Raw genomic sequence first — 19,180 nt, 5'->3', positions numbered from 1 at the left:
TCGAGCTTGGCCACCGCCGATGCGACATCGGCGCCGGGTTCCGCCGCCACCCCCTGCCGATCCTCGGCCAGATTGGCGAGCATCGAGAACAGCATGAAGCCGCGGGTGAAGTTGAGCGTGTCGTCGAGATTGAGGGCATCGAGGCCCGTATCGGTCAGATCCGCCCCCTGCAACCCGCGCGCACGGTCGACCGAGGCGGAGCGGATATATTCGGTCTGCTTGTAGAGTTTCTCCCCGCCATAGGCCCGAATGACATCGCCCAGCAGGCGTCCCAGATAACGGATGTCGGGATTCTGCGTGATCGCAGGCGCGGATTGGGCGGGGTTTATGCTCTCCATGATGGATCGATGCTGCATCGCAACAATGCGATGGTCAAGATATTACGCGGCCAACGCTGGCAAACTGCCCAATACGGGTTGCGCGCAGGCCACAGGCTGGGCCAAAGGATGTTCGTGACCGCCAGCATCAGCATAGGAAATGACGGCACGGGCAATCCCGTGCTGGTCGATGTCGAGGAACTGCTTGCCACCCGTCTGCTCGTCCAGGGCAATTCCGGGTCGGGCAAGTCGCATCTTCTGCGCCGCCTGCTGGAGGAAAGCGCGCCGATGGTGCAGCAGGTGGTGATCGACCCGGAGGGCGACTTCGTCACCCTGGCCGACGAATATGGCCATGTCGTGATCGACGCCGGCGACTATAATGAGCGCGAGATCGTCAAGATGGCGGCCCGCATCCGCGAACATCGCGCGTCGGTGGTGCTGAGCCTCGAGTCGCTGGAACTGGAAGCGCAGATGCGCTGCGCCGCAACCTTCCTGTCGACCCTGTTCGATGCGCCGCGCGACCATTGGTATCCCGCTTTGGTGGTGGTGGACGAGGCGCAGATGTTCGCCCCGGTCGCCGCCGGCGACGTGTCGGACGAGGCCCGGCGCCTATCGCTCGCCGCCATGACCAACCTGATGTGCCGTGGCCGCAAGCGCGGCCTGGCCGGCGTCATCGCTACCCAGCGCCTCGCCAAGCTGGCCAAGAATGTCGCGGCCGAAGCGTCAAACTTCCTGATGGGCCGCACCTTCCTGGATATCGACATGGCCCGCGCCGCCGACCTGCTGGGCATGGAGCGCCGTCAGGCCGAGCAGATCCGCGATCTGGAGCGTGGCCGCTTCCTGGGGCTTGGCCCGGCGATCGCGCGCCGCCCGGTTGCGGTGAAGATCGGTGCGGTAAAGACCGGCACGCGCGGCGGCACCCACAAGCTGATGCCGCCGCCGATCACCACCGGCGAGGATTTTCAGGAATTGCTGTTCGCGCGGGTCGAGGAAGAATCGATGCCGCCCCCCCCGCCCCGCGCCGAACCCCCGGCACGCCCGGCCGAGGAGATCATGCGCCAGCTCGCCGATGTGCCGTCGGCCAAGCCGGCCGCGCCGGAGCTGGATTTCGGCGAGAATGAGCCGATCGTGATCGCGGTGCTGGACGAGATCGTCGCCGATTTGGGCGAAGCCGTCCCCAGCGTCGCCGCCCTGTTCCAGGATTTCGGCGTCCGTTGCCGGATGAAGGGGCTGCGCAAGCCGCCGCTCGACCTCCCCGCCTTCCGCAAGCGCTTCGCCATGGCGCTCGCCGGCATGAGCGATTCGGCCGACCCGCGCTGGGAAGAACCGATCCGCGCTGCCGATCCGGTGCCGGAAGATATGCTGGCCCCGTTCCTGCTGATCGCCCGCGCGGCGATGGAGGGCGAGCCCTGCCCCGAGGACACCGTGCTGGCCCGCGCCTATGGTACCAGTTCGCCCGGCCGCGTCCGCCGGCTGATCGAATATATGGAGAAGCTGGGCGTGATCGTCGCGCGCACCGATTTTGGCGGCCGCCGCTCGATCGGTATTCCCGCGCTCGGCCTCAGCACGGCCGCCGCCGAATGACGCAGGCGTCGGTCCTGTTCGTCTGCCTCGGCAATATCTGTCGCTCCCCGCTGGCCGAAGCCGCGCTGCGGGCGGAGGCGGAACAGGCGGGTCTTGATATTGTCGTGGATTCGGCCGGCACCGGCGACTGGCATGTCGGCGATGCGCCCGATCCACGCGCGCAGGCGGTGGCGCGGCGCCATGGCATCGACATCAGTGGCTATCGCGGACGGCAGGCGAAGCCGGCGGATTTCCACCGCTTCACCCATATTTTCGCGCTCGACAGCGACAATCTCGCCAATCTGCGCCGCATCCGTCCCGCCGACGGCACCGCCAGCCTGTCGCTGCTGATGGATCTGGTGCCGGGACGCGAGGGCAGCGGGGTCACCGACCCCTATTATGGCAATGACGCCGGCTTCGACATCACTTGGGACGATGTCACCCGCGCCGCCAGGGTGATCGTGGCCAGGCTCCAGGCCTGACCACCAACGCGATCAGGCCAGCGTCGTCGCGATCGGCAGGCCCTGTTTCAAGGTCAGGGTGACCGGGGTCCGCTCGGCAACATCGGCCAGCCGCGCCCGTTGGTCCGCGTCCAGCCCGACGATCGTCAGTGTGCGGTCGATCCGCTTTTCCTCCTTGCCCGACAGGCGCAAATCCACGTCGAGCGATTCAAGCGGCCAGCCCTTCTTCTCCGCATACATGCGCAGCGTGATCGCGGTGCAGGCACCCAGCGCCGCCAGCAGCAGATCATAGGGGGCCGGGCCAAGATTGGCGCCGCCCAGCGCCTCCGGCTCGTCGGCGGTGATGGCATGACCGCCGACGACGATCTCCGTGCGATACCGGTCCTTGCCGATATGGGCGCTACCCTGGGCCATGATGCTGCTCCTTATGCCGGGAGGGGGATGAATTCATGCTCGTCGGGCACCGGGGCGAAGCGCTGGGCCTGCCAGTCGGCTTTGGCCTGCTCGATCCGATCGGGCGAGGAAGAGACGAAATTCCAGAAGATGTGGCGCTTTTCGGGCAGCGGTTCGCCGCCCATCAGCATCAGCCGGGTCGCGCCCCTGGCACGCAGGATGATCTCTGCGCCGGGCTTGAACACCACCAGTTCGCCGGTCGCAAAGCCGCCGGTCTGGCCAATCACTTCGACTTCACCCTGCACCACATAGATGGCGCGTTCGACATGCTCGGCCTTGAGCTGATAGCGGGCGCCGTCCTGCAGCACGATATCGGCATAGACCATGTCGGAGAAGGTCTTCACCGGCGACACCAGACCGTCGGAACTGCCGGCGATCAGGGTCAGGCGGGTGCCCGCATCCTCGATCGTCGGGATTTCGTCAGCCTTGTGATGGGCAAAACCGGGATCGACCTCTTCCGCCTGCGTCGGCAGCGCGACCCAGGTCTGCAGGCCGAACAGCTTGCCGCCCTTGGCGCGATTTTCCTCGCTGGTGCGCTCGCTATGGACGATGCCGTTGCCGGCGGTCATCCAGTTGACCTCGCCGGGGCGGATCGACTGGACCGATCCGACGCTGTCGCGGTGCAGGATTTCCCCCTCCAGTAGATAGGTGACGGTGGCGAGGCCGATATGCGGGTGCGGGCGCACGTCCAGCCCCTCGCCGCTGTTGAAGGTCGCCTCGCCCATCTGGTCGAAGAAGATGAAGGGGCCGACCATCCGGCGATGCGCGGACGGCAGCGCGCGGCGGACCGAGAAGCCATCGCCCAGATCGCGGACCGGGGGCAGGATGACCAGATCGACGCCGTCGACTTCTGAAGTGCGGATGGACATGGGACTTATCCTCTTTTCGGAAAATGGGGTCAGGCGCCGAGCAGCGCCAGCGCCTCGATCTGGGCGCGGCTATAGCCCTGCGCGGCGAGTGCGGGGACATGGCGTTCGGCGATCGCGCGGGTGCGGCCGGATTCGCAGAGAAATTCGCGGACATCGTGCAGATGCGGGGCCAGCGTGACCGGCTGGGCCTTTTTCGGTCCCAGGATCGCGTCGAGCGCATGGCCGATCCGCGAGCGGACCGGGCCGGCCGCCGCCGGTTCGCCACAGCCGCAATCGGCAACGGCGCTCAAGGTGGCCTTCACGTCCTGCCATTCGGCGGAGCTGAGGCGCGGGGTGGCGATGTTCAGCATGAGAAGGCTCCCTGTTCGTCTGGACCGTTTCCTTGCCTTCCTTCTAGTGCGATGGTGCTTTCAGGATCAGCCGGATAAAATCGGTCACTCTGTTCTATATTCTGGAAAAGAAGGGGCGCATGACCCGCGCCCCTCCCCTTAATCATCAGGCCGCATCGACCAGCACGATCTCGCTATCCTCGATCGCCGTCACGCGGATGACATCCAGATCCTGGATCGCCACGCCGTCGCGGGCATTGGCCCGCACATCGTCGATCTGGATCGCGCCGGTCGCCGGGACCAGATAGGCCTTGCGATCCTTGCCGATCGGATATTCGGCGCTCTCGCCCGCCTTCAGCGTCGCGGCGACAACCCGCGCATCGGTGCGGATCGGCAGCGCGTCATTGTCATTCCCGTAACCCGACGCCAGCGTCACGAACTGCCCGCTCCGCTCGCCCTTGGGGAAGGGACGCGAGCCCCAGCTGGGCGCTTCGCCGTCGCGGGTCGGGATGATCCAGATCTGGAAGATCTGCGTCGTCACGTCCTCGCGATTATATTCCGAATGGGTGATGCCGGTGCCGGCCGACATGACCTGCACATCGCCCGCCTCGGTCCGGCCCTTGTTGCCCAGATTGTCCTGATGGGTGATCGCGCCTTCGCGGACATAGGTGATGATTTCCATGTCGCGGTGCGGGTGCGGCGGGAAGCCGGTGCCCGGCGCGATCGTGTCGTCATTCCAGACGCGCAGATTGCCCCAATGGACGCGAGCGGGATCATGATAGCCGGCGAACGAAAAATGATGCTTGGCATCCAGCCAGCCATGATTGGCGCCGCCCAGGCTGTCGAAAGGACGAAGTTCGATCATCTTGTGTCTCCTGCGGGCGGCGCATCCATGATGGGGCCGCCCTGTCGAAGACCCAATTAGCGCTTGAACGCATTTCCGTTCAGATGGATAAAATCCATCGAAACGTTCCAGGAAATCGAACAGTGAACAATCCCGGCACCCCGACCTTCGACCAGCTGCGCATCTTCCTCACCATCGTCGACACTGGCAGTTTCGCCGCCGCCGGGCGCAAGCTCAATCGCGCCGTGTCGGTCATCAGCTATGGCATCGCCAATCTGGAGGCGCAGCTAGGCGTGCTGCTGTTCGAGCGTGAAGGCACGCGCAAGCCGCAGCTCACCGTCGCCGGCCGCGCGCTGCTGGCCGAGGCCCGCAGCATCGCCCATGGCATGGATGGCCTACGCGCCAAGGTGAAGGGGCTGCTCGACGGGCTGGAGGCGGAGGTCAATCTGGCGGTCGACGTAATGCTGCCGGCCGAACGGCTGGGCAAGGTGCTCCGCGCCTTCGCCAAGGAATTTCCCACGGTGCAGCTGCGCCTTCATGCCGAGGCGCTGGGCGCGATCGTGGCGATGGTGCTGGATCGGAGCGCGGTGATCGGCATTTCCGGGCCGCTGTCGGCCGGGGTCGAGGGGATTGAGAGCATGTCCGCCGGCCTGGTGCCGATGGTCCCGGTCGCCGCGCCCGATCATCCGCTCGGCCGGATGGAGGCGATCGCACCGGGTGCCGGTCGCGACTATACCCAGTTGGTGCTGACCGACCGGTCGCGCTTTACCGAAGGCCGCGATTTCTCGGTCGCCAGCCCCAAGACCTGGCGCCTGGCCGATCTGGGCGCGAAGCATGCGCTGCTGCGCGAAGGCATAGGCTGGGGCAATATGCCGCTGCCGATGATCGAGGCGGATCTGGTCGCCGGCACATTGGTGCGGCTCGCCATGCCCGATCATCCCGGCGGCACCTATCGCTTCTCCGGCATCTGGCGCCGCGACACTCCGCCCGGCCCGGCCGCATCCTGGCTGATCGCGCAATTCGTCGCGCTGGGCGCGGACGATCGCGAGGCGGCCGGGATGAGCGACGTCTAGGCGTCCGCCAAAGACCGCGTCATCCCGACGATACGACGCTTCCCCTTGATGAATCATGTTTTTCTGGCACACCCCAAGGAGATTGCGGCGGGATCCGACAAGATGGCGGCCATGCATCGCCGACCGGACCAACGCCGACAATGACAGGTGGGGGACAATGGAGTGAGTGCGGGTCGCGCATGAACAAGGTCAAGGAGGCGCCTGCCACGGTCGGCCCGCGCCAATATCGTGCTTTTCTGAGCTACAGCCATGCCGACGAGCGCGCGGCGGGAAAGCTGCATCATTGGCTGGAAACCTATCGGATGCCCAGGCGCCTGATCGGCATACAGACCGGCCGGGCGGCGGTCCCGCGCCGGCTGACCCCGATCTTTCGCGATCGCGCCGAATTGCCGGCCGCTTCCAGCCTCGACGAACAGGTGCGCCTGGCCCTGTCCCAGTCGGACGCCCTGCTGGTGCTATGCTCGCCAGCGGCGAAGGCCTCGCGCTGGGTCAATGCGGAAATCGCGCTGTTCCGCGAACTTCATCCCGACCGGCCGATCATCGTCGCGCTGGTCGCGGGTGAGCCGGCCGACAGCTTTCCCGCCGCGCTGATCGCGCGCGATGCCGATGGCATAGAGCGTGAACCGATCGCCGCCGATTTTCGCGCCGACAGCGACGGCCCCAAACTGGCCCGGTTGAAGATCGTCGCCGGCCTGACCGGCGTACCGCTTGACCAGATCATCCAGCGCGACGCCCAGCGCCAGTTGCGCCGTGTGATAGCCGTCACATTTGTTGCGCTTTTTCTTGTCCTATTGATGGCGGCGATGCTGGTCTTTGTCGCGCGGGCAAGGAGCGAGGCAGAAAGCCAGCGCCAGCAGGCAGAGGGACTGATCGAATTCATGCTGACCGATCTGCGGGAAAAGCTGGAGGGCGTTGGCCGGCTCGACGTGCTGCAGACGGTGAACAAGCGTGCGCTCGCTTATTATGCCGACCAGCCCGACCTGGAGACATTGCCGGGCGACTCGCTCGAACGGCGCGCCCGCATCCTGCAGGCCATGGGCGAGGATGATTTCAAGCGCGGCGACACGCCAGAGGCCATCGCCCAGTTCCGCGAGGCCTATCGCGTCACGGCCACCCTGCTGGCCGCCGCACCGAACGATCCGCAACGCCTGTTTGCCCATGCCCAGAGCGAATTCTGGCTCGGCTATGTCGATTTTATCCGCGATCGGAACGACGCCGCCCTGACACGCTTCCAATCCTATCAGGCGCTGGCCGAAAGGCTGGTGCAGTTGCGTCCGGCGAACGACGCCTATTGGCGGGAACTGGGCTATGCGCAGGGCAATATCTGCACCATCGCCCTCGCCAGGAAGAATCCCGACAGAACATTGCAAAGCTGCAAGGGCGCGCTCGACACCATGATGCGGGTCCAGCGCCTGGCGCCCGGCGATCCGGCGATCGCCGCCGACCTCGCCAATCGCCATGCCTGGATGGCGGACGCGCTGCGCCTGCAGGGGGATGACCGGGCGGCACTGGTGCAGCGCGAAAAGCAGGACGCGATCCTGCGGTCTCTGCTCCGGCGCGATCCGAAAAATGCCGGTTATCTGCAGGACTGGATGCTGGCGCGCTATTCCATGTCGAACCTGCTCTATGATCTGGGTGAAACCGATCGCGCCAAGGCGCTGCGCGCCGAAGCCCGCGCCGACGTCGCCGACCTGGTGGCGCGCGATCCGGCGAACAAGGACTGGCGGGTCTGGCAGGGCAAGCTGGCCAAACCATTGACGAAGGGGAGCAAATAGAATGTCGACGCTGAATTATACCCAATATGGCCTGGCGCCATTGATCGAGGTCGAACTGGAAGATGGCGTCGCGCCGCTGCAGTTCAATGTCGCACTGAAGGGCGAGGAGGGTTGGGTTTCGCTGCGCTATGAACAGCCCGGCGTGACCGATCATGACTATATCGCGATCACCGAAAATTCGATCGTGGAAATCAACCTGATCGGCGATCAGCTGTTCTTCTCGAAAAATTACGACGCCATCACGACCGAGGAGCCGCTGTCTTCCTTTTACGGCGGCTTGATCTATGATGATTATCGCGCCGAACAGGACCGCTACAAGACCGTCCGGTTCCAGGCACGCTACAACCAGGGCGGCAAATATGGCACGCGGCACGGCTTCAACATCAATATCGACCTGCTGCAAAATCCCAGTGCCACCGAACCCAAATGGATCCCGCTGTCGATCGACCCCGACATCAAGAATCCGCCGCCCAAGGAAGACTGAGCGCAGCGACGGGGTGGTGGCGACATGATCCTTCCGATCCTTGCGCAGATCCGCAGGGTTGCACGCAGCGGCGACACCGTTCGCGCCTGGACGATGTTCAGCGCGGCGGGCCTATTGCAGTCGCGCGAAGCCGAGGCGCTTACCTTGAAGGGCCGGCTGCTCAAGGATCGGGCCCTGCGCAGCGAAGGCTCGGAACGCGCCGCGCTGCTGGACGAGGCGCGGCAGGCCTATCTCCAGGCGGCCAGCGACTGCCGCGCCACCTATCCCCTCATCAATGCCGCCACCCTCGCCTTTCTGAACGATCGCCCCGCCGACGCGGCCGACCTCGCCCGCCAGGTGCTGGCACTGCTCGACAGCGGCGATCATGTGCAGGAAACGCGCTACTGGCTGGCGGCGACAGCGGCCGAAGCTCATCTGCTGCTGGGTGACGAGGCCGCAGCCCAGGCCGCCCTGGCACAGGCCATGGCGGCCGCGCCGGACGCCTGGGAAGATCATGCCGCGACCCTGCGGCAATTCCACGAGATATTGACCAGGCAGGAACGCTCTACCGCGATCCTCGACCCGCTGCGCCCGCCACCCAGCCTCTACTTCAGCGGCATCATCGGCCTGCCGGACAATGAGGAGGAAGCGCGCACCAAGATCGAGGAAGCGCTCGACCAGATTGCGCCGGGTGCCGCCTTCGGGGCGCTCGCCGCGGGCGCCGATATCCTGATCGCCGAATGCGCCCTTTTCCGGGGCATCCAGTTGCACATCGTCCTGCCGACAAGTCTCGACGTCTTTCGGCAAAGCTCGGTCTGCCGGTTCGGTGACCATTGGCTCGCCCGCTTCGATCGCCTGATCGACATGGCCGACAGCCTGGAAGCGCCCGACGCCATCACCAGCCTGTCCAACGCGGCGATCGACAAGGGGTGCGAGATCGCCATGGGACTGGCGCTGCGCCGTGCCGACGCCTTTGCGACACAGGCCATCGCGCTGCATGTCGGTCGCGCCTCGGATCAGCCTGCCCCCGCCTATCGGCTGTGGCAGTCACGCACATTGCCCGTGCGCAAGATCATCCTCGAACAATCAATGCCTCCCTCTGGCGATGCGCTGCCCATGGCCATCAACAAGGCTGTGCTGGCATCGACGACGCGCCTCGCGCCAACCATGCGCGAAAGCGCCAATGGCCTGCATTTCCAGGCATTCGACGATATGGCCACCGCCATGCTCCAGGCCAGCCTGATCCTGAGGGACTGGCCGGACCATGGGCTGGCGCTGGAATATCAAACGGTCATGCCGAATGATCCGATCGATGGCGAGGAATGCCTGGCGCTGCTCCTGGCGCCAGCCGCACCGGCCGGCAGCATCTGCATGCCCTGGCCACAGGCCGCCGCCATGTCACTGCAAGGCCCCGGCTATCGGTTCGAGATTGCCGGCGAAGTGATGACTCGCCAGGGCGATTGCCCGGTCGGCCATTATTATCCGCCGTCCAACTGACGGCGCGCGCCTTCAGACGACCATGTCCGCCAGCATGCGCGGCGCATGGATCTGCATCTGACCATCTTCCCGACTGACGATGCCGCGCCGGATCAGCACGGCGATCGCGCGGGACGCGGTCTCGCGGGTCGTGTTCGCGCTCAGCGCTAGGGTGGTGACCTGCGGCGCTGGCACGATATGGTCGCGACCATCGGCCAGCGCGAGCAATTCGCTATAGACCCGCCCGGCCGCGCTATAGGTGGACCGGGTCGCCATTCGATCCAGCGCCCGGTCGAGTTGCCGCGCCAGCAGCCAGGCCATGCCCGCGCCGATCTGCGCATCGCCCGCCACCAGCGCGGCCAGCGATTGTGCCTCCGCGCGCAACAGGCAGCTCTCGACCAGCACCTCTATCTCCGCCCGGTGCGTCGTGGGCGCTGGATAGGCGCCGAAAAATTCCCCCGGCCCATGACGCGCCAATTGCTGGCGCTGGCCATCGATGCCAAAGGTCTGCACCGCCACGCACCCGTCGACGATCAGCCAGCAATGGTGCGACGCCTCCCCTTGCCGGGCCAATATCTGCTTGGCGCCGACCTGCTGCGGAACCAGCACGCGGCGCAGCAGCTCTGCCGCCTTCCGATCACATCGGAAAACCGCTGCCAGCACCTCGACCTGTTCCTCGACCTGCAATCCTTCACTCCTCGGTGACGATCGATCGTTCCGTTACCGGCATAGCCTATGCGCTCCGGATGAACAGGAGGGCAGGATGATTCTCGGAAAATATGTGATCTGCATCACGGCCATGCCGAGGAGATTTCCCTAGGGAATCAGCGCGACCCGAAGGAGGCCCCGATGGGGCAACCTTTTCTTGGCCCGGAGCTTCATATGGCTTCGGGCCTTTTTTTTCGCAATCTCCATGCGGTTCGGCCATCAACCACAAGAGGGCGCGCCGCACGTGGAACCCACATGCCGGTGCGTGAACCGATCGAGAATATCTGCTGCTGGATGGTCCCTGACAGGGACAGGTTCGCTCTCAGAGCGATGCACCACCTTGCTGTGAAGATGGTGACCCCTACGGGAATCGAACCCGTGTTTCAGCCGTGAAAGGGCCGCGTCCTAACCGCTAGACGAAGGGGCCGTTCGTTGTCGCCGCCGTGGCAGCGCTGCGAAGCGAGGGCGCAATTAGGCGGGACCGGCGAAAGGGTCAACCCCCTTTGCGCAAGAAAATTGCAATCTTTCTCAATCGGCCCAGGCAGCGTCCTCCAGATGCAGCTCTGCGGCCGGTCGGCTGCCCCAGTCGTCGATCTTCGCACGGCCCGCCACCCACAGGCGACGGTCACGCGGCGCACCCAGAATCGCCTGACCCAGTTCCGATTCGGCCTGGCGGAAGGCGATCGTCTTGATCGACCGGCCATCATCGCCCGCCATGATCGCCCGCAAATGGCCATTGCCGACCACATCGGCGCGAATCACCCGCATCGGCCCGGCAGCGATCAACGGCGCGGGCCAGCCTGCGCCATAGGGGCCGCCCGCCTCGATCGCGGCGACGAAGTCGGGATTGACCCCGGCCGGCGCCAGCACCGCGTCGATCAGCAGCGCCCGCTCGTCCCGCGCACGGGCAACGGCGGCCGACAGGCGATCGTCCAGGAACTCAGCCAGCGCATCGACCTTGTCGGCCATCACGGTAAGCCCCGCCGCCATCGCATGGCCGCCGCCCGCGACCAGTAGGCCGCTATCCTTGGCCGCCAGCACCGCCGCGCCCAGATCGACGCCGGAAATGGAGCGGCCCGACCCCTTGCCCACGCCATCCTCGTCCAGCGCGACGACGATGGCGGGACGGCCGGCCCGTTCCTTGAGCCGCCCGGCAACGATGCCGATGACGCCGGGATGCCAGCCCGGCCCGGCGACCAGCGCCACGGCGCGATTGCCCTGCGTGGCCAGCAATTCCTCCGCCTGTTCCTGCACGATCGATTCGATCGCGCGCCGTTCCTCGTTCAGTCGATCCAATTCGGCGGCGATTCGCGCGGCCTCGGCCGGATCTTCGGTGGTCAGCAGGCGCACCCCCAGATCCGCCTTGCCGACACGCCCGCCGGCATTGACGCGCGGCCCGAGCGCGAAGCCCAGATCATGGCAGAGCGGCGCACGATTGAGGCGACTGGTGTCCATCAGCGCGGCAAGGCCGATATTGCGCCGCTTGGCCATGACCTTGAGCCCCTGCGCCACGAAGGCGCGGTTGAGCCCCTTGAGCTGCGCGACGTCGGCGACGGTGCCCAGCGCAACGATGTCGAGCAACTCCATGATCGCCGGTTCCGGCCGGGTCGCGAACCAGCCGCGCGCGCGCAGCGTCCGCAGCAAGGCCGCACCCAGCAGGAAGGCCATGCCGACGGCGGCGAGATGGCCATGGACGGCCGCGCCCGCATTTTCGTCCAGCCGGTTGGGATTGACCAGCGCCAGCGCCACCGGCAGCGCCGCCGCGCATTTATGATGGTCGACGACGACGACATCGACCCCGGCCGCCTTTGCCATGTCGAGCGCCTCGAACGCCTGCGCGCCGCAATCGACGGTGACGATCAGTTGCGCGCCATCCCCCGCAAGCCGCACCAGCGCCTCGCCCGACGGGCCATAGCCCTCCATCAGCCGGTCGGGGATATAGGGCCGGGCATCCAGGCCAATGTCACGCAGCAACCGGATCAGCAGCGCTGCGCTGGTCGCGCCATCGACGTCATAATCGCCGAAGATGCGGACATCCTCGCCGCGCTGGACCGCATCGGCGAGCCGTTCGGCCGCCGCATCCATGTCGCGAAACAGGCTGGGGTCGGGCATGAAATGGCGGATGGTGGGATTGCGATGCGCCTCCACCCCGTCGGGCGGACAGCCGCGCGCCAGCAACAGCTGCGCCACCAGATCGTCGGGCTGATAGCCGGGCGAACGCGCGTCCGCCCCCAGGCCGCGCCAGCGCCAGGGCTGGCCAGTGATCGATCGAGCGATGTTGAGCGCAAATGTCATGATGCGGCTCTAGACCGGCGGGGGCACCGATGGAAGCGCCGCGCCGCCGGGCGAAATCGTCACGCAGGCGGAACCGTTGCAAGTCATTGGGCGTATTGCCTGTTTGCCGGACATATGGGATGCCCGGTGCGAAAGGGGCATCGCAGACAGATGAAGAAGCGGCAGGCGAGATATGTTCGGCATGCGCTGGGCATGATCATGGCAGCCGCCTCCCCCCTGCCCCTGATGGCGCAGACGGTTCCGGCCAGCGCCCCCGGCACCACAGCGCCCGCCGACGAAGAACCGATCCTGCCCGACGACGAGTTCAACGCGCGCCTGCCCGGCGCCGGCAGCGTCGATAACAAGGCCAGCAATAGCGGGACCGACAGCAAGGCCCCCTTGCCCTCGATCGACGACTGGCTCGACCAGCAGATGCCGGCACAGGGCAATGCTCAGGGCAGCGCGCCGACCAGCGGCACGGCGCCCGCGACCAGCGCCGAACTGCCCCCCGCCACCGAACCGCCGGTCGAAACCGAACTGGCCCAGCCACTGCCCGCGCTCGACAGCGTGACCGTGCCGGAAAATGTCGCCGATGATGACAGCGACGAAAAAACGCCCGAGGTCCGCTACGCGACCCAGCTTGACGGTTTCGGCAAGACCGGCCTGGAGGATGAGTTCCGCGCCGCATCCGCCCTGATCGACGGCAAGGGCAAGGCCGAGACCGCATCGATGGTGCAGCAGCGCGCCCAGGCCGACGAACAACTGGCGGTGCGGCTGTTCCATTCGGAGGGCTATTATGATGCCACCGCCCTCGCCTCGCTCGACCAGCAGCAGGATGGCACGCTGAAGGCGATTCTGTCGGTGACGCCGGGAAAGCGCTACAAGATCAACGAGATCGTCATCCATGCGCCCGAGACGATCCCGCCCGGCCTGATCCGCGACAGCCTGACCTTGAAGACCGGCGATTATATCGTCGCCACTGCGGTCGAAGCGGCGGAGGCCAATGTCGCGCTCAAGCTGCCGGAACAGGGCTATGCCTTCGCCAGGATCGGCGACCGCGACATCTTGCTCGATCCCGCGACCGTGACCGGCGACTATACGCTGCCGGTCGAGCCGGGCCCGCGCGGCACATTCCGCACCATCACCACCAGCGGCGAGAAGCAGGCGTTCGGCGCAGACCATATGGCGGTGATCGCCCGCTTCGACAAAGGCGACCTCTATGACAGCCGCAAGGTCGACGATCTGCGCAAGGCGCTGGTCGCGACCGGCCTGTTCGCCAGCGTCGCGGTCGATCCGGTCCAGACCGGCGAACCAGGCCCCGATGGCACCGAATATGTCGACCTGCATGTCGATCAGGAAGCCGGCCCGGCCCGGCGGCTGGCCGGCGAACTGGGCTATGGCACCGGACAGGGCTTCCGCGCCGAAGGCAGCTGGACCCATCGCAACCTGTTCCCGCCCGAAGGCGCCCTGATCGCCAGCGTCATCGCCGGCACCCAGGAACAGGGCGTATCGGGCACCTTCCGCCGGTCCAATGCGGGCAAGCGCGACAAGACCTTCCAGGCGGGCGCCGGCGTCAATCATCAGAAATATGACGCCTATGAAGCCTTTACCCTGGGCCTCAACGCCAGCTGGTCGCGCCAATCGACACCGATCTTCCAGAAGCGCTGGACCTATACCTATGGCGGCGAAATCCTGCTTTCGAACGAAAATACCACGATCGACGAAAGCGGCGAAAACAAGCGGCTGACCTATTTCATCGGCGCCCTGCCGGTGCAGGTCGGCTATGATCGCTCCAACGACCTGCTCAACCCGACCAGCGGCTTTCGCGCCAATCTGCGCGTATCGCCCGAAGCGTCGTTGCAGGGCAATGTCTCGCCCTATGTCCGCGCCAGCTTCGACCTGGCCGGCTATTATCCGATTTCCGACAGTTTCGTGCTGGCGGCGCGGACCAAGATCGGCACGATCAACGGTGTCGCCCGCGACGATGTCGCCCCTTCGCGGCGCATCTATGCCGGCGGCGGCGGATCGGTGCGTGGCTATGGCTATCAGGAACTGGGGCCAAAGGACGCGAACAATGATCCGATCGGTGGCCGATCGGTCAATGAATTTGCGGTCGAGGGCCGCTATCGTTTCGGCAATTATGGCGTCGTCGCCTTCGTCGACGCGGGTCAGGTCTATGAAAGCCAGATCCCGCAATTTTCCGACATCCGCTATGGCGTGGGCCTGGGCGGACGTTTCTACACCAATTTCGGACCCTTCCGCGCAGATATAGCCATGCCGATCAACCGCCAGCCCGGCGAATCCAAATTCGCCCTCTACATCGGTATCGGACAGGCCTTCTGATGGCGGAAGATACCCCTCCCCCCGCGCCCGAAGCGACCGAGACCGTGGTGATCCGCCAGGGCCGCCCGCTGTGGCAGAAGATCGCCATCGGCCTGGCCGGCCTGATCGTCGGACTGGTGGTGCTGGTCGCGGGCCTGCTGCTGTTCCTCGATACCCAGCCGGGCAAAAGCTTCCTCATCAAGCAGATCGCCGCGCTCAAGATGGAATCGGGCATGGGGATCGAGGTCGGCCGGATCGAGGGATCGATCTATAGCGACATGACCATCCACGACCTGATCCTGCGCGACCCCGAGGGCGTGTTCGCGGTCAGCCCCAGGGTGCATGTCGTCTGGCGCCCGTTCCGCTATCTGCAAAATCACATCTCGGTCCAGAATCTGGAAAGCCCGCTGGTGGTGCTGGCGCGCAGCCCGCAATTCAACCAGACCCCGACTGATCCCAATGCGCCGATCCTGCCCGACCTCGACATCGACGTCGACCGGATGCGGCTCGACCGTTTCCTGCTCGCCAAGCCGGTGATCGGTCAGAAGCGCGAGATCGCGATCGACAGCGTCGTCCATATCGCCGACGGCCGTGCCCAGCTGTCCGCCAATGCGGTGGTCGACAGCGGCGATCGGCTGCAGGCGAAGCTGGACGCGGTGCCGGCACAGAATCGCCTGGCGATGAGCGGCACGCTGACTGCGCCCAAGGGCGGCGTGATCGCGGCGATGAGCGGCCTGCCCGACGGCATGACCGCCTCGCTTGACGGCAAGGGCACCTGGCAGGCCTGGAACGGCAAGCTGATCGCCACCACGCCCAGGGGCGAACTGGCAAATATCGCGCTCGCCGCCCGCGACGGCAGCTTCACCGCCAAGGGGCCGCTGCGCCCCGGCCTCGTCTATGGCGACATTGCCGACCGGCTGACCCGGCCGCAGCTCGACGTCGATCTGTTCGCCGGCCTCAACGAACGGCGCGTGAACCTCAAGGGATCGCTGCGCTCACCCGCCATGTCGGCCGATGCGCAGGGTCTGGTGGATCTGGGCAAGAGCACATTCAGCGCGCTCAAGATCAATGCCGCGCTGCTGCAGCCGGGCGCCTTCATGGACAAGGTGAAGGGCAAGGATGTCCGTGCCTCAATCATCCTCGACGGGCCGATGGCGACCCCCTTCATCGATTATGACATCAGCGCCACGTCCCTCGCCTTCGACGCCACCGGCATCGAGAATCTGAAGGCCAGCGGCCGCGCCGTGATCGACGCCGATCGCATCCGCATCCCCGTCAACGCGACCGCGAAGCGCGTCACCGGCCTCAATGCCGCCGCCGGCGGCCTGATGACCAATTTGCGGGTGAAGGGCGACTTTGCCTATGCCGGCGGCAAGCTGATCAGCGACAATCTCAAGCTCGACAGCGACAAGATCGACGCCACCGCCATCATCCTCGCCGATCTCGACAACGCCATCTACCGCGGCGCGCTGAAAGGTCGTGTCAACGACTATCGGATCGACGGCGTCGGCATCGTCAACCTCAACACCGACGTCAAGCTGATCCCCGGTCCCAAGGGCGGCTTCGGCCTGTCGGGCATGTTCGGCGTGCGCACCGCGCGCTGGGAAAATGCCTCGGTCCGCGACTTCCTGGGCGGCAATGCGGTGATGTCCGGCCGGATCGGCATGACGCCGGAGGGCAAGTTCACCCTGGCAGGCCTCAAGGGCGCAGCGCCCAATTTCCAAATCAGGTCCGGTTCGGGCAGCTATGACACCAACGGCCAGCTCGCCTTCGACACCGAAGCCTTCTCCAAACAATATGGCCCGCTGTTCCTGACCGTGCGCGGCACGGTCGACCGGCCGCAGGCTGTGCTGCGCGCGCCGCGCCCCAATGTCGGGGTGCAGCTGACCGATGTCGTCGCCAAGCTGAATGGCGAACCGGCCGGCTATCGCCTCGATGCCACCGGCGGATCGCCCTATGGCCCCTTCTTCGCCAATGTCCTGATCCGCACCGCGCAAGGGCCGCTGACGATCGACGTGACCAAGGCGCGCTTCGCCGGGGTCGACATGAATGGCCGCATCCAGCAGTCCAATGCCGGCCCCTTCACCGGCCAGCTGGCGATGAACGGATCGGGCATCACCGGCGCGGTGAAGCTCAATGCCGTGGGCAAGGTGCAGGGCGTCGACGTCAACGCGACCGCCAGCAATGCCAAGCTGCCGGGCGAGGCCGACATCGTCATCGGCCGCGCCGTCGTCACCGCCTCTATGCTGCTGAGCGACCAGCCCAAGGTGATCGCCGACGTGCAGATGGCGAACGCCGCCTATGGCGACTATGTCGTGCGCAAGGCACGGGCGAAGCTCGATTATCAGGGCGGCCGGGGCAAGGCCCAGCTGGTCGCCGATGGTTCCAGCGGCGTACCCTTCTCAGTCGCGGTCAACGCCGCACTGCGCCCCGACCTCTATGCCGTCGCGCTGCAGGGCAAGGCCAGCAATGTCGATTTCCGCCTGAACCAGCCGGCGATCATCCGCGCGGAAAAGACCGGCTATCGGCTCGAACCGGTCAGCCTGGTGCTGCCGCAGGGCAAGGTCGATCTGGCTGGCCATTTCGGCACGGACACGGCGCTGCAGGCCCGCTTCAAGGATTTCGACCTCGCCATCGCCAATGTCGCCAATCCGGGCCTGGGCATCGGCGGCAAGGCGACCGGCATGGTCGATTACAGCCAGAGCGGAACCGCTTTCCCGACCGCGACCACGCGCCTGGCGATCAGCGATTTCCGCCGGTCGAGCCTGGCCGCCGTGTCCGACGCGGTATCGATGAATGTCGAGGGCAAGCTGTCCTCCGCCGGCGGCGACATGCGCGGCCTCATCCGCAAGGGCAACAGCACGATCGGCCGCTTCGTCGCCACCATGGCCCCGCCGGGACCGGGCGCCAACTGGTCGGAACAGCTGATGGCTGCGCCGCTTGGCGGCGGCATTCGCTATGCCGGCCCGGCCGACGTGCTCTTCTCCTTCGCCGGCCTTGCCGATCAACGGTTGAGCGGCGGCATCGCGGTCGCAGCCGATTTCGGCGGCCGGCTGACCGCGCCGCAACTCAACGGCCTGGTCCGCGCCAATGCGCTGACCTATGACAATACGAGCTTCGGCACCCGCGTCACCCAGATGAAGCTCGACGGCCGCTTCTCCAACGACCGGCTCGACATTCGCGACTTTTCCGGCCGCGCCGGCAACGGCACGGTCCAGGCCAGCGGCACTGTCGGCCTGGCCGCCGACAGCGGCTTCCCGATGAACATCGCGGTCAAGATGGACCATGCCCGCCTCGCCCGCAGCGAAGCGATCACCAGCGTGGTCAGCGGTACCCTCGCTATCACCAACAGCGCGGAAAATGGCGGCCTGATCAAGGGCGACCTGTCGCTGCCCGAGACCCGCTATCGCGTCGCCTGGCAGGGCGGCACCGAGATTCGCGAATTGCAGGGCGTCCGCCGCAAGGGCGAGGGCCAGGATGTGCTGGCGCAGCGCATCGCCGACCGCAAGGCCGCCGCTGCATCGCCGACCAACTGGAAACTCGACATCCGCCTGCGCGCCGACAACCAGATCTATGTCACCGGCATGGGCCTCGATTCCGAATGGAAGACCGACATGCGCGTCACCGGCACCGCGACCAAGCCGCGCGTCAGCGGCAAGATCGAGGTGATCCGCGGCCGCTACAGCTTCTCGGGCCACCAGTTCGACCTGGATCAGGGCGTCATCACCTTCAATGGCGACATGATGAACCCGACGCTGGCAATCAAGGCGCTGACCGAGATTGACGATGTCAGCGCCGGCATCGCCGTCGCCGGCACCGCGCAGCAGCCCGACATCACATTCGTGTCGACGCCGACATTGCCGCAGGACGAGATTCTCTCGCGCATCCTGTTCGGCGACAATGTCGCCAATCTGTCCGCCACCCAGGCGATCCAGTTGGCGGCCGCGCTCAACGGCCTGCGCGGCGGCAGCGGCGGACTCAATCCGATGGGCAAGCTGCAGGGCGCATCGGGCCTCGACCGGATCGGCATCGTCGGCGGTGACGAGGATACCGGGCGCGGCACGTCGCTCGCCGTCGGCCAGCATATCTCCAACAATATCTATGTGGAGGTGGTGACAGACTCGAAGGGCTTCACCGCCACCCAGCTGGAAGTCGCCCTGTCGAAGACGCTGAGCATCCTGTCGAAGACCGGCACCAATGCGGGATCTTCCGCCGCACTTCGTTATTCCAGGGACTATTGATCCGGCGCCAGG

15 protein-coding genes and 1 tRNA gene are annotated in these 19,180 nt (G+C 66.0%); 8 read left to right on the top strand and 8 right to left on the bottom strand.

Annotated features, from left to right (window positions below; translation table 11 throughout):
* On the bottom strand, positions 1-338 hold a 338-nt coding region (locus tag AC13EK_RS01830), incomplete at its 3' end, for a phosphoenolpyruvate carboxylase (RefSeq protein WP_483021996.1).
* A gap of 114 nt (positions 339-452) precedes the next feature.
* Here AC13EK_RS01830 and AC13EK_RS01825 point away from each other — a divergent pair.
* Together AC13EK_RS01825 and AC13EK_RS01820 are read left to right on the top strand one after the other, a co-directional pair.
* Complete coding sequence (locus tag AC13EK_RS01825; protein ID WP_004208642.1) at positions 453-1,901, top strand: helicase HerA domain-containing protein; 1,449 nt, start codon at positions 453-455, stop codon at positions 1,899-1,901.
* Positions 1,898-2,362 carry a low molecular weight protein-tyrosine-phosphatase gene (locus AC13EK_RS01820; RefSeq protein WP_069336107.1) on the top strand — a complete coding sequence of 155 codons (465 nt, stop codon included), beginning with the start codon at positions 1,898-1,900 and terminating at the stop codon, positions 2,360-2,362. The genes AC13EK_RS01825 and AC13EK_RS01820 overlap by 4 nt, the downstream gene beginning before the upstream one ends.
* Positions 2,363-2,374: 12 nt before the next feature.
* Here AC13EK_RS01820 and AC13EK_RS01815 read toward each other — a convergent pair whose 3' ends face one another.
* The 4 genes from AC13EK_RS01815 to AC13EK_RS01800 form a co-directional block, all read right to left on the bottom strand.
* Positions 2,375-2,755: an OsmC family protein gene (locus tag AC13EK_RS01815; protein ID WP_069336108.1), complete on the bottom strand. Its 381-nt coding sequence runs from the start codon at positions 2,753-2,755 to the stop codon at positions 2,375-2,377.
* An 11-nt stretch (positions 2,756-2,766) separates the two neighbouring features.
* Positions 2,767-3,663 carry a pirin family protein gene (locus AC13EK_RS01810; protein WP_069336109.1) on the bottom strand — a complete coding sequence of 299 codons (897 nt, stop codon included), beginning with the start codon at positions 3,661-3,663 and terminating at the stop codon, positions 2,767-2,769.
* A 29-nt stretch (positions 3,664-3,692) separates the two neighbouring features.
* A complete protein-coding gene (locus AC13EK_RS01805) occupies positions 3,693-4,013 on the bottom strand; it encodes a hypothetical protein (protein ID WP_004208646.1) in 321 nt (106 codons plus the stop codon).
* Positions 4,014-4,158: 145 nt separating this feature from the next.
* Entirely contained in the window at positions 4,159-4,857 is a 699-nt protein-coding gene (locus AC13EK_RS01800; RefSeq protein WP_004208647.1) for a pirin family protein, read from the bottom strand.
* A 122-nt stretch (positions 4,858-4,979) separates the two neighbouring features.
* Between AC13EK_RS01800 and AC13EK_RS01795 the strand changes: the two genes are divergently transcribed.
* The 4 genes from AC13EK_RS01795 to AC13EK_RS01780 all read left to right on the top strand — a co-directional run bounded on the left by AC13EK_RS01795 (position 4,980) and on the right by AC13EK_RS01780 (position 9,644).
* Positions 4,980-5,909, top strand: a complete 930-nt coding sequence (locus AC13EK_RS01795; RefSeq protein WP_069336110.1) for a LysR family transcriptional regulator — start codon at positions 4,980-4,982, stop codon at positions 5,907-5,909.
* A 179-nt stretch (positions 5,910-6,088) separates the two neighbouring features.
* Complete coding sequence (locus tag AC13EK_RS01790; RefSeq protein WP_069336111.1) at positions 6,089-7,684, top strand: toll/interleukin-1 receptor domain-containing protein; 1,596 nt, start codon at positions 6,089-6,091, stop codon at positions 7,682-7,684.
* Position 7,685: 1 nt separating this feature from the next.
* Positions 7,686-8,168 carry a nucleotide synthetase gene (locus tag AC13EK_RS01785; RefSeq protein WP_069336112.1) on the top strand — a complete coding sequence of 161 codons (483 nt, stop codon included), beginning with the start codon at positions 7,686-7,688 and terminating at the stop codon, positions 8,166-8,168.
* A 24-nt stretch (positions 8,169-8,192) separates the two neighbouring features.
* Positions 8,193-9,644 carry a TRAFs-binding domain-containing protein gene (locus AC13EK_RS01780; protein WP_069336113.1) on the top strand — a complete coding sequence of 484 codons (1,452 nt, stop codon included), beginning with the start codon at positions 8,193-8,195 and terminating at the stop codon, positions 9,642-9,644.
* Positions 9,645-9,656: 12 nt separating this feature from the next.
* On the opposite strand, the gene AC13EK_RS01775 is transcribed toward AC13EK_RS01780, so the two are convergent.
* From AC13EK_RS01775 to recJ, 3 genes are all read right to left on the bottom strand, one after another.
* Positions 9,657-10,310 (bottom strand): Crp/Fnr family transcriptional regulator, encoded by a 654-nt coding sequence (locus tag AC13EK_RS01775; RefSeq protein ID WP_069336114.1) that lies wholly within the window; start codon positions 10,308-10,310, stop codon positions 9,657-9,659.
* A 373-nt stretch (positions 10,311-10,683) separates the two neighbouring features.
* Positions 10,684-10,758: transfer RNA gene (locus AC13EK_RS01770), tRNA-Glu, on the bottom strand.
* 101 nt (positions 10,759-10,859) lie between these two features.
* The gene (recJ, locus tag AC13EK_RS01765; RefSeq protein WP_277788437.1) at positions 10,860-12,626 is read right to left on the bottom strand and encodes a single-stranded-DNA-specific exonuclease RecJ; all 1,767 of its coding nucleotides are present in this window, start codon (positions 12,624-12,626) and stop codon (positions 10,860-10,862) included.
* A 150-nt stretch (positions 12,627-12,776) separates the two neighbouring features.
* Between recJ and AC13EK_RS01760 the strand changes: the two genes are divergently transcribed.
* Together AC13EK_RS01760 and AC13EK_RS01755 are read left to right on the top strand one after the other, a co-directional pair.
* Entirely contained in the window at positions 12,777-14,948 is a 2,172-nt protein-coding gene (locus AC13EK_RS01760) for an autotransporter assembly complex protein TamA (RefSeq protein WP_069336126.1), read from the top strand.
* On the top strand, positions 14,948-19,168 hold the full coding sequence (locus AC13EK_RS01755) for a translocation/assembly module TamB domain-containing protein (RefSeq protein ID WP_069336127.1): 4,221 nt from the start codon (positions 14,948-14,950) through the stop codon (positions 19,166-19,168). The genes AC13EK_RS01760 and AC13EK_RS01755 overlap by 1 nt, the downstream gene beginning before the upstream one ends.
* Positions 19,169-19,180 lie beyond the last annotated feature (12 nt).

The organism is Sphingobium sp. L-44 (assembly GCF_056859495.1).
This window is presented reverse-complemented; position numbering and strand designations above follow the sequence as displayed.

Bases quoted from the DNA above. Each gene is read 5' to 3' on its own strand.
- recJ (WP_277788437.1), bottom strand. From the start codon at position 12,626: ATGACATTTGCGCTCAACATCGCTCGATCGATCACTGGCCAGCCCTGG.
- AC13EK_RS01755 (WP_069336127.1), top strand. From the start codon at position 14,948: ATGGCGGAAGATACCCCTCCCCCCGCGCCCGAAGCGACCGAGACCGTG.
- AC13EK_RS01805 (WP_004208646.1), bottom strand. From the start codon at position 4,013: ATGCTGAACATCGCCACCCCGCGCCTCAGCTCCGCCGAATGGCAGGAC.
- AC13EK_RS01815 (WP_069336108.1), bottom strand. From the start codon at position 2,755: ATGGCCCAGGGTAGCGCCCATATCGGCAAGGACCGGTATCGCACGGAG.
- AC13EK_RS01790 (WP_069336111.1), top strand. From the start codon at position 6,089: ATGAACAAGGTCAAGGAGGCGCCTGCCACGGTCGGCCCGCGCCAATAT.
- AC13EK_RS01780 (WP_069336113.1), top strand. From the start codon at position 8,193: ATGATCCTTCCGATCCTTGCGCAGATCCGCAGGGTTGCACGCAGCGGC.
- AC13EK_RS01785 (WP_069336112.1), top strand. From the start codon at position 7,686: ATGTCGACGCTGAATTATACCCAATATGGCCTGGCGCCATTGATCGAG.
- AC13EK_RS01810 (WP_069336109.1), bottom strand. From the start codon at position 3,663: ATGTCCATCCGCACTTCAGAAGTCGACGGCGTCGATCTGGTCATCCTG.
- AC13EK_RS01820 (WP_069336107.1), top strand. From the start codon at position 1,898: ATGACGCAGGCGTCGGTCCTGTTCGTCTGCCTCGGCAATATCTGTCGC.
- AC13EK_RS01800 (WP_004208647.1), bottom strand. From the start codon at position 4,857: ATGATCGAACTTCGTCCTTTCGACAGCCTGGGCGGCGCCAATCATGGC.
- AC13EK_RS01760 (WP_069336126.1), top strand. From the start codon at position 12,777: ATGAAGAAGCGGCAGGCGAGATATGTTCGGCATGCGCTGGGCATGATC.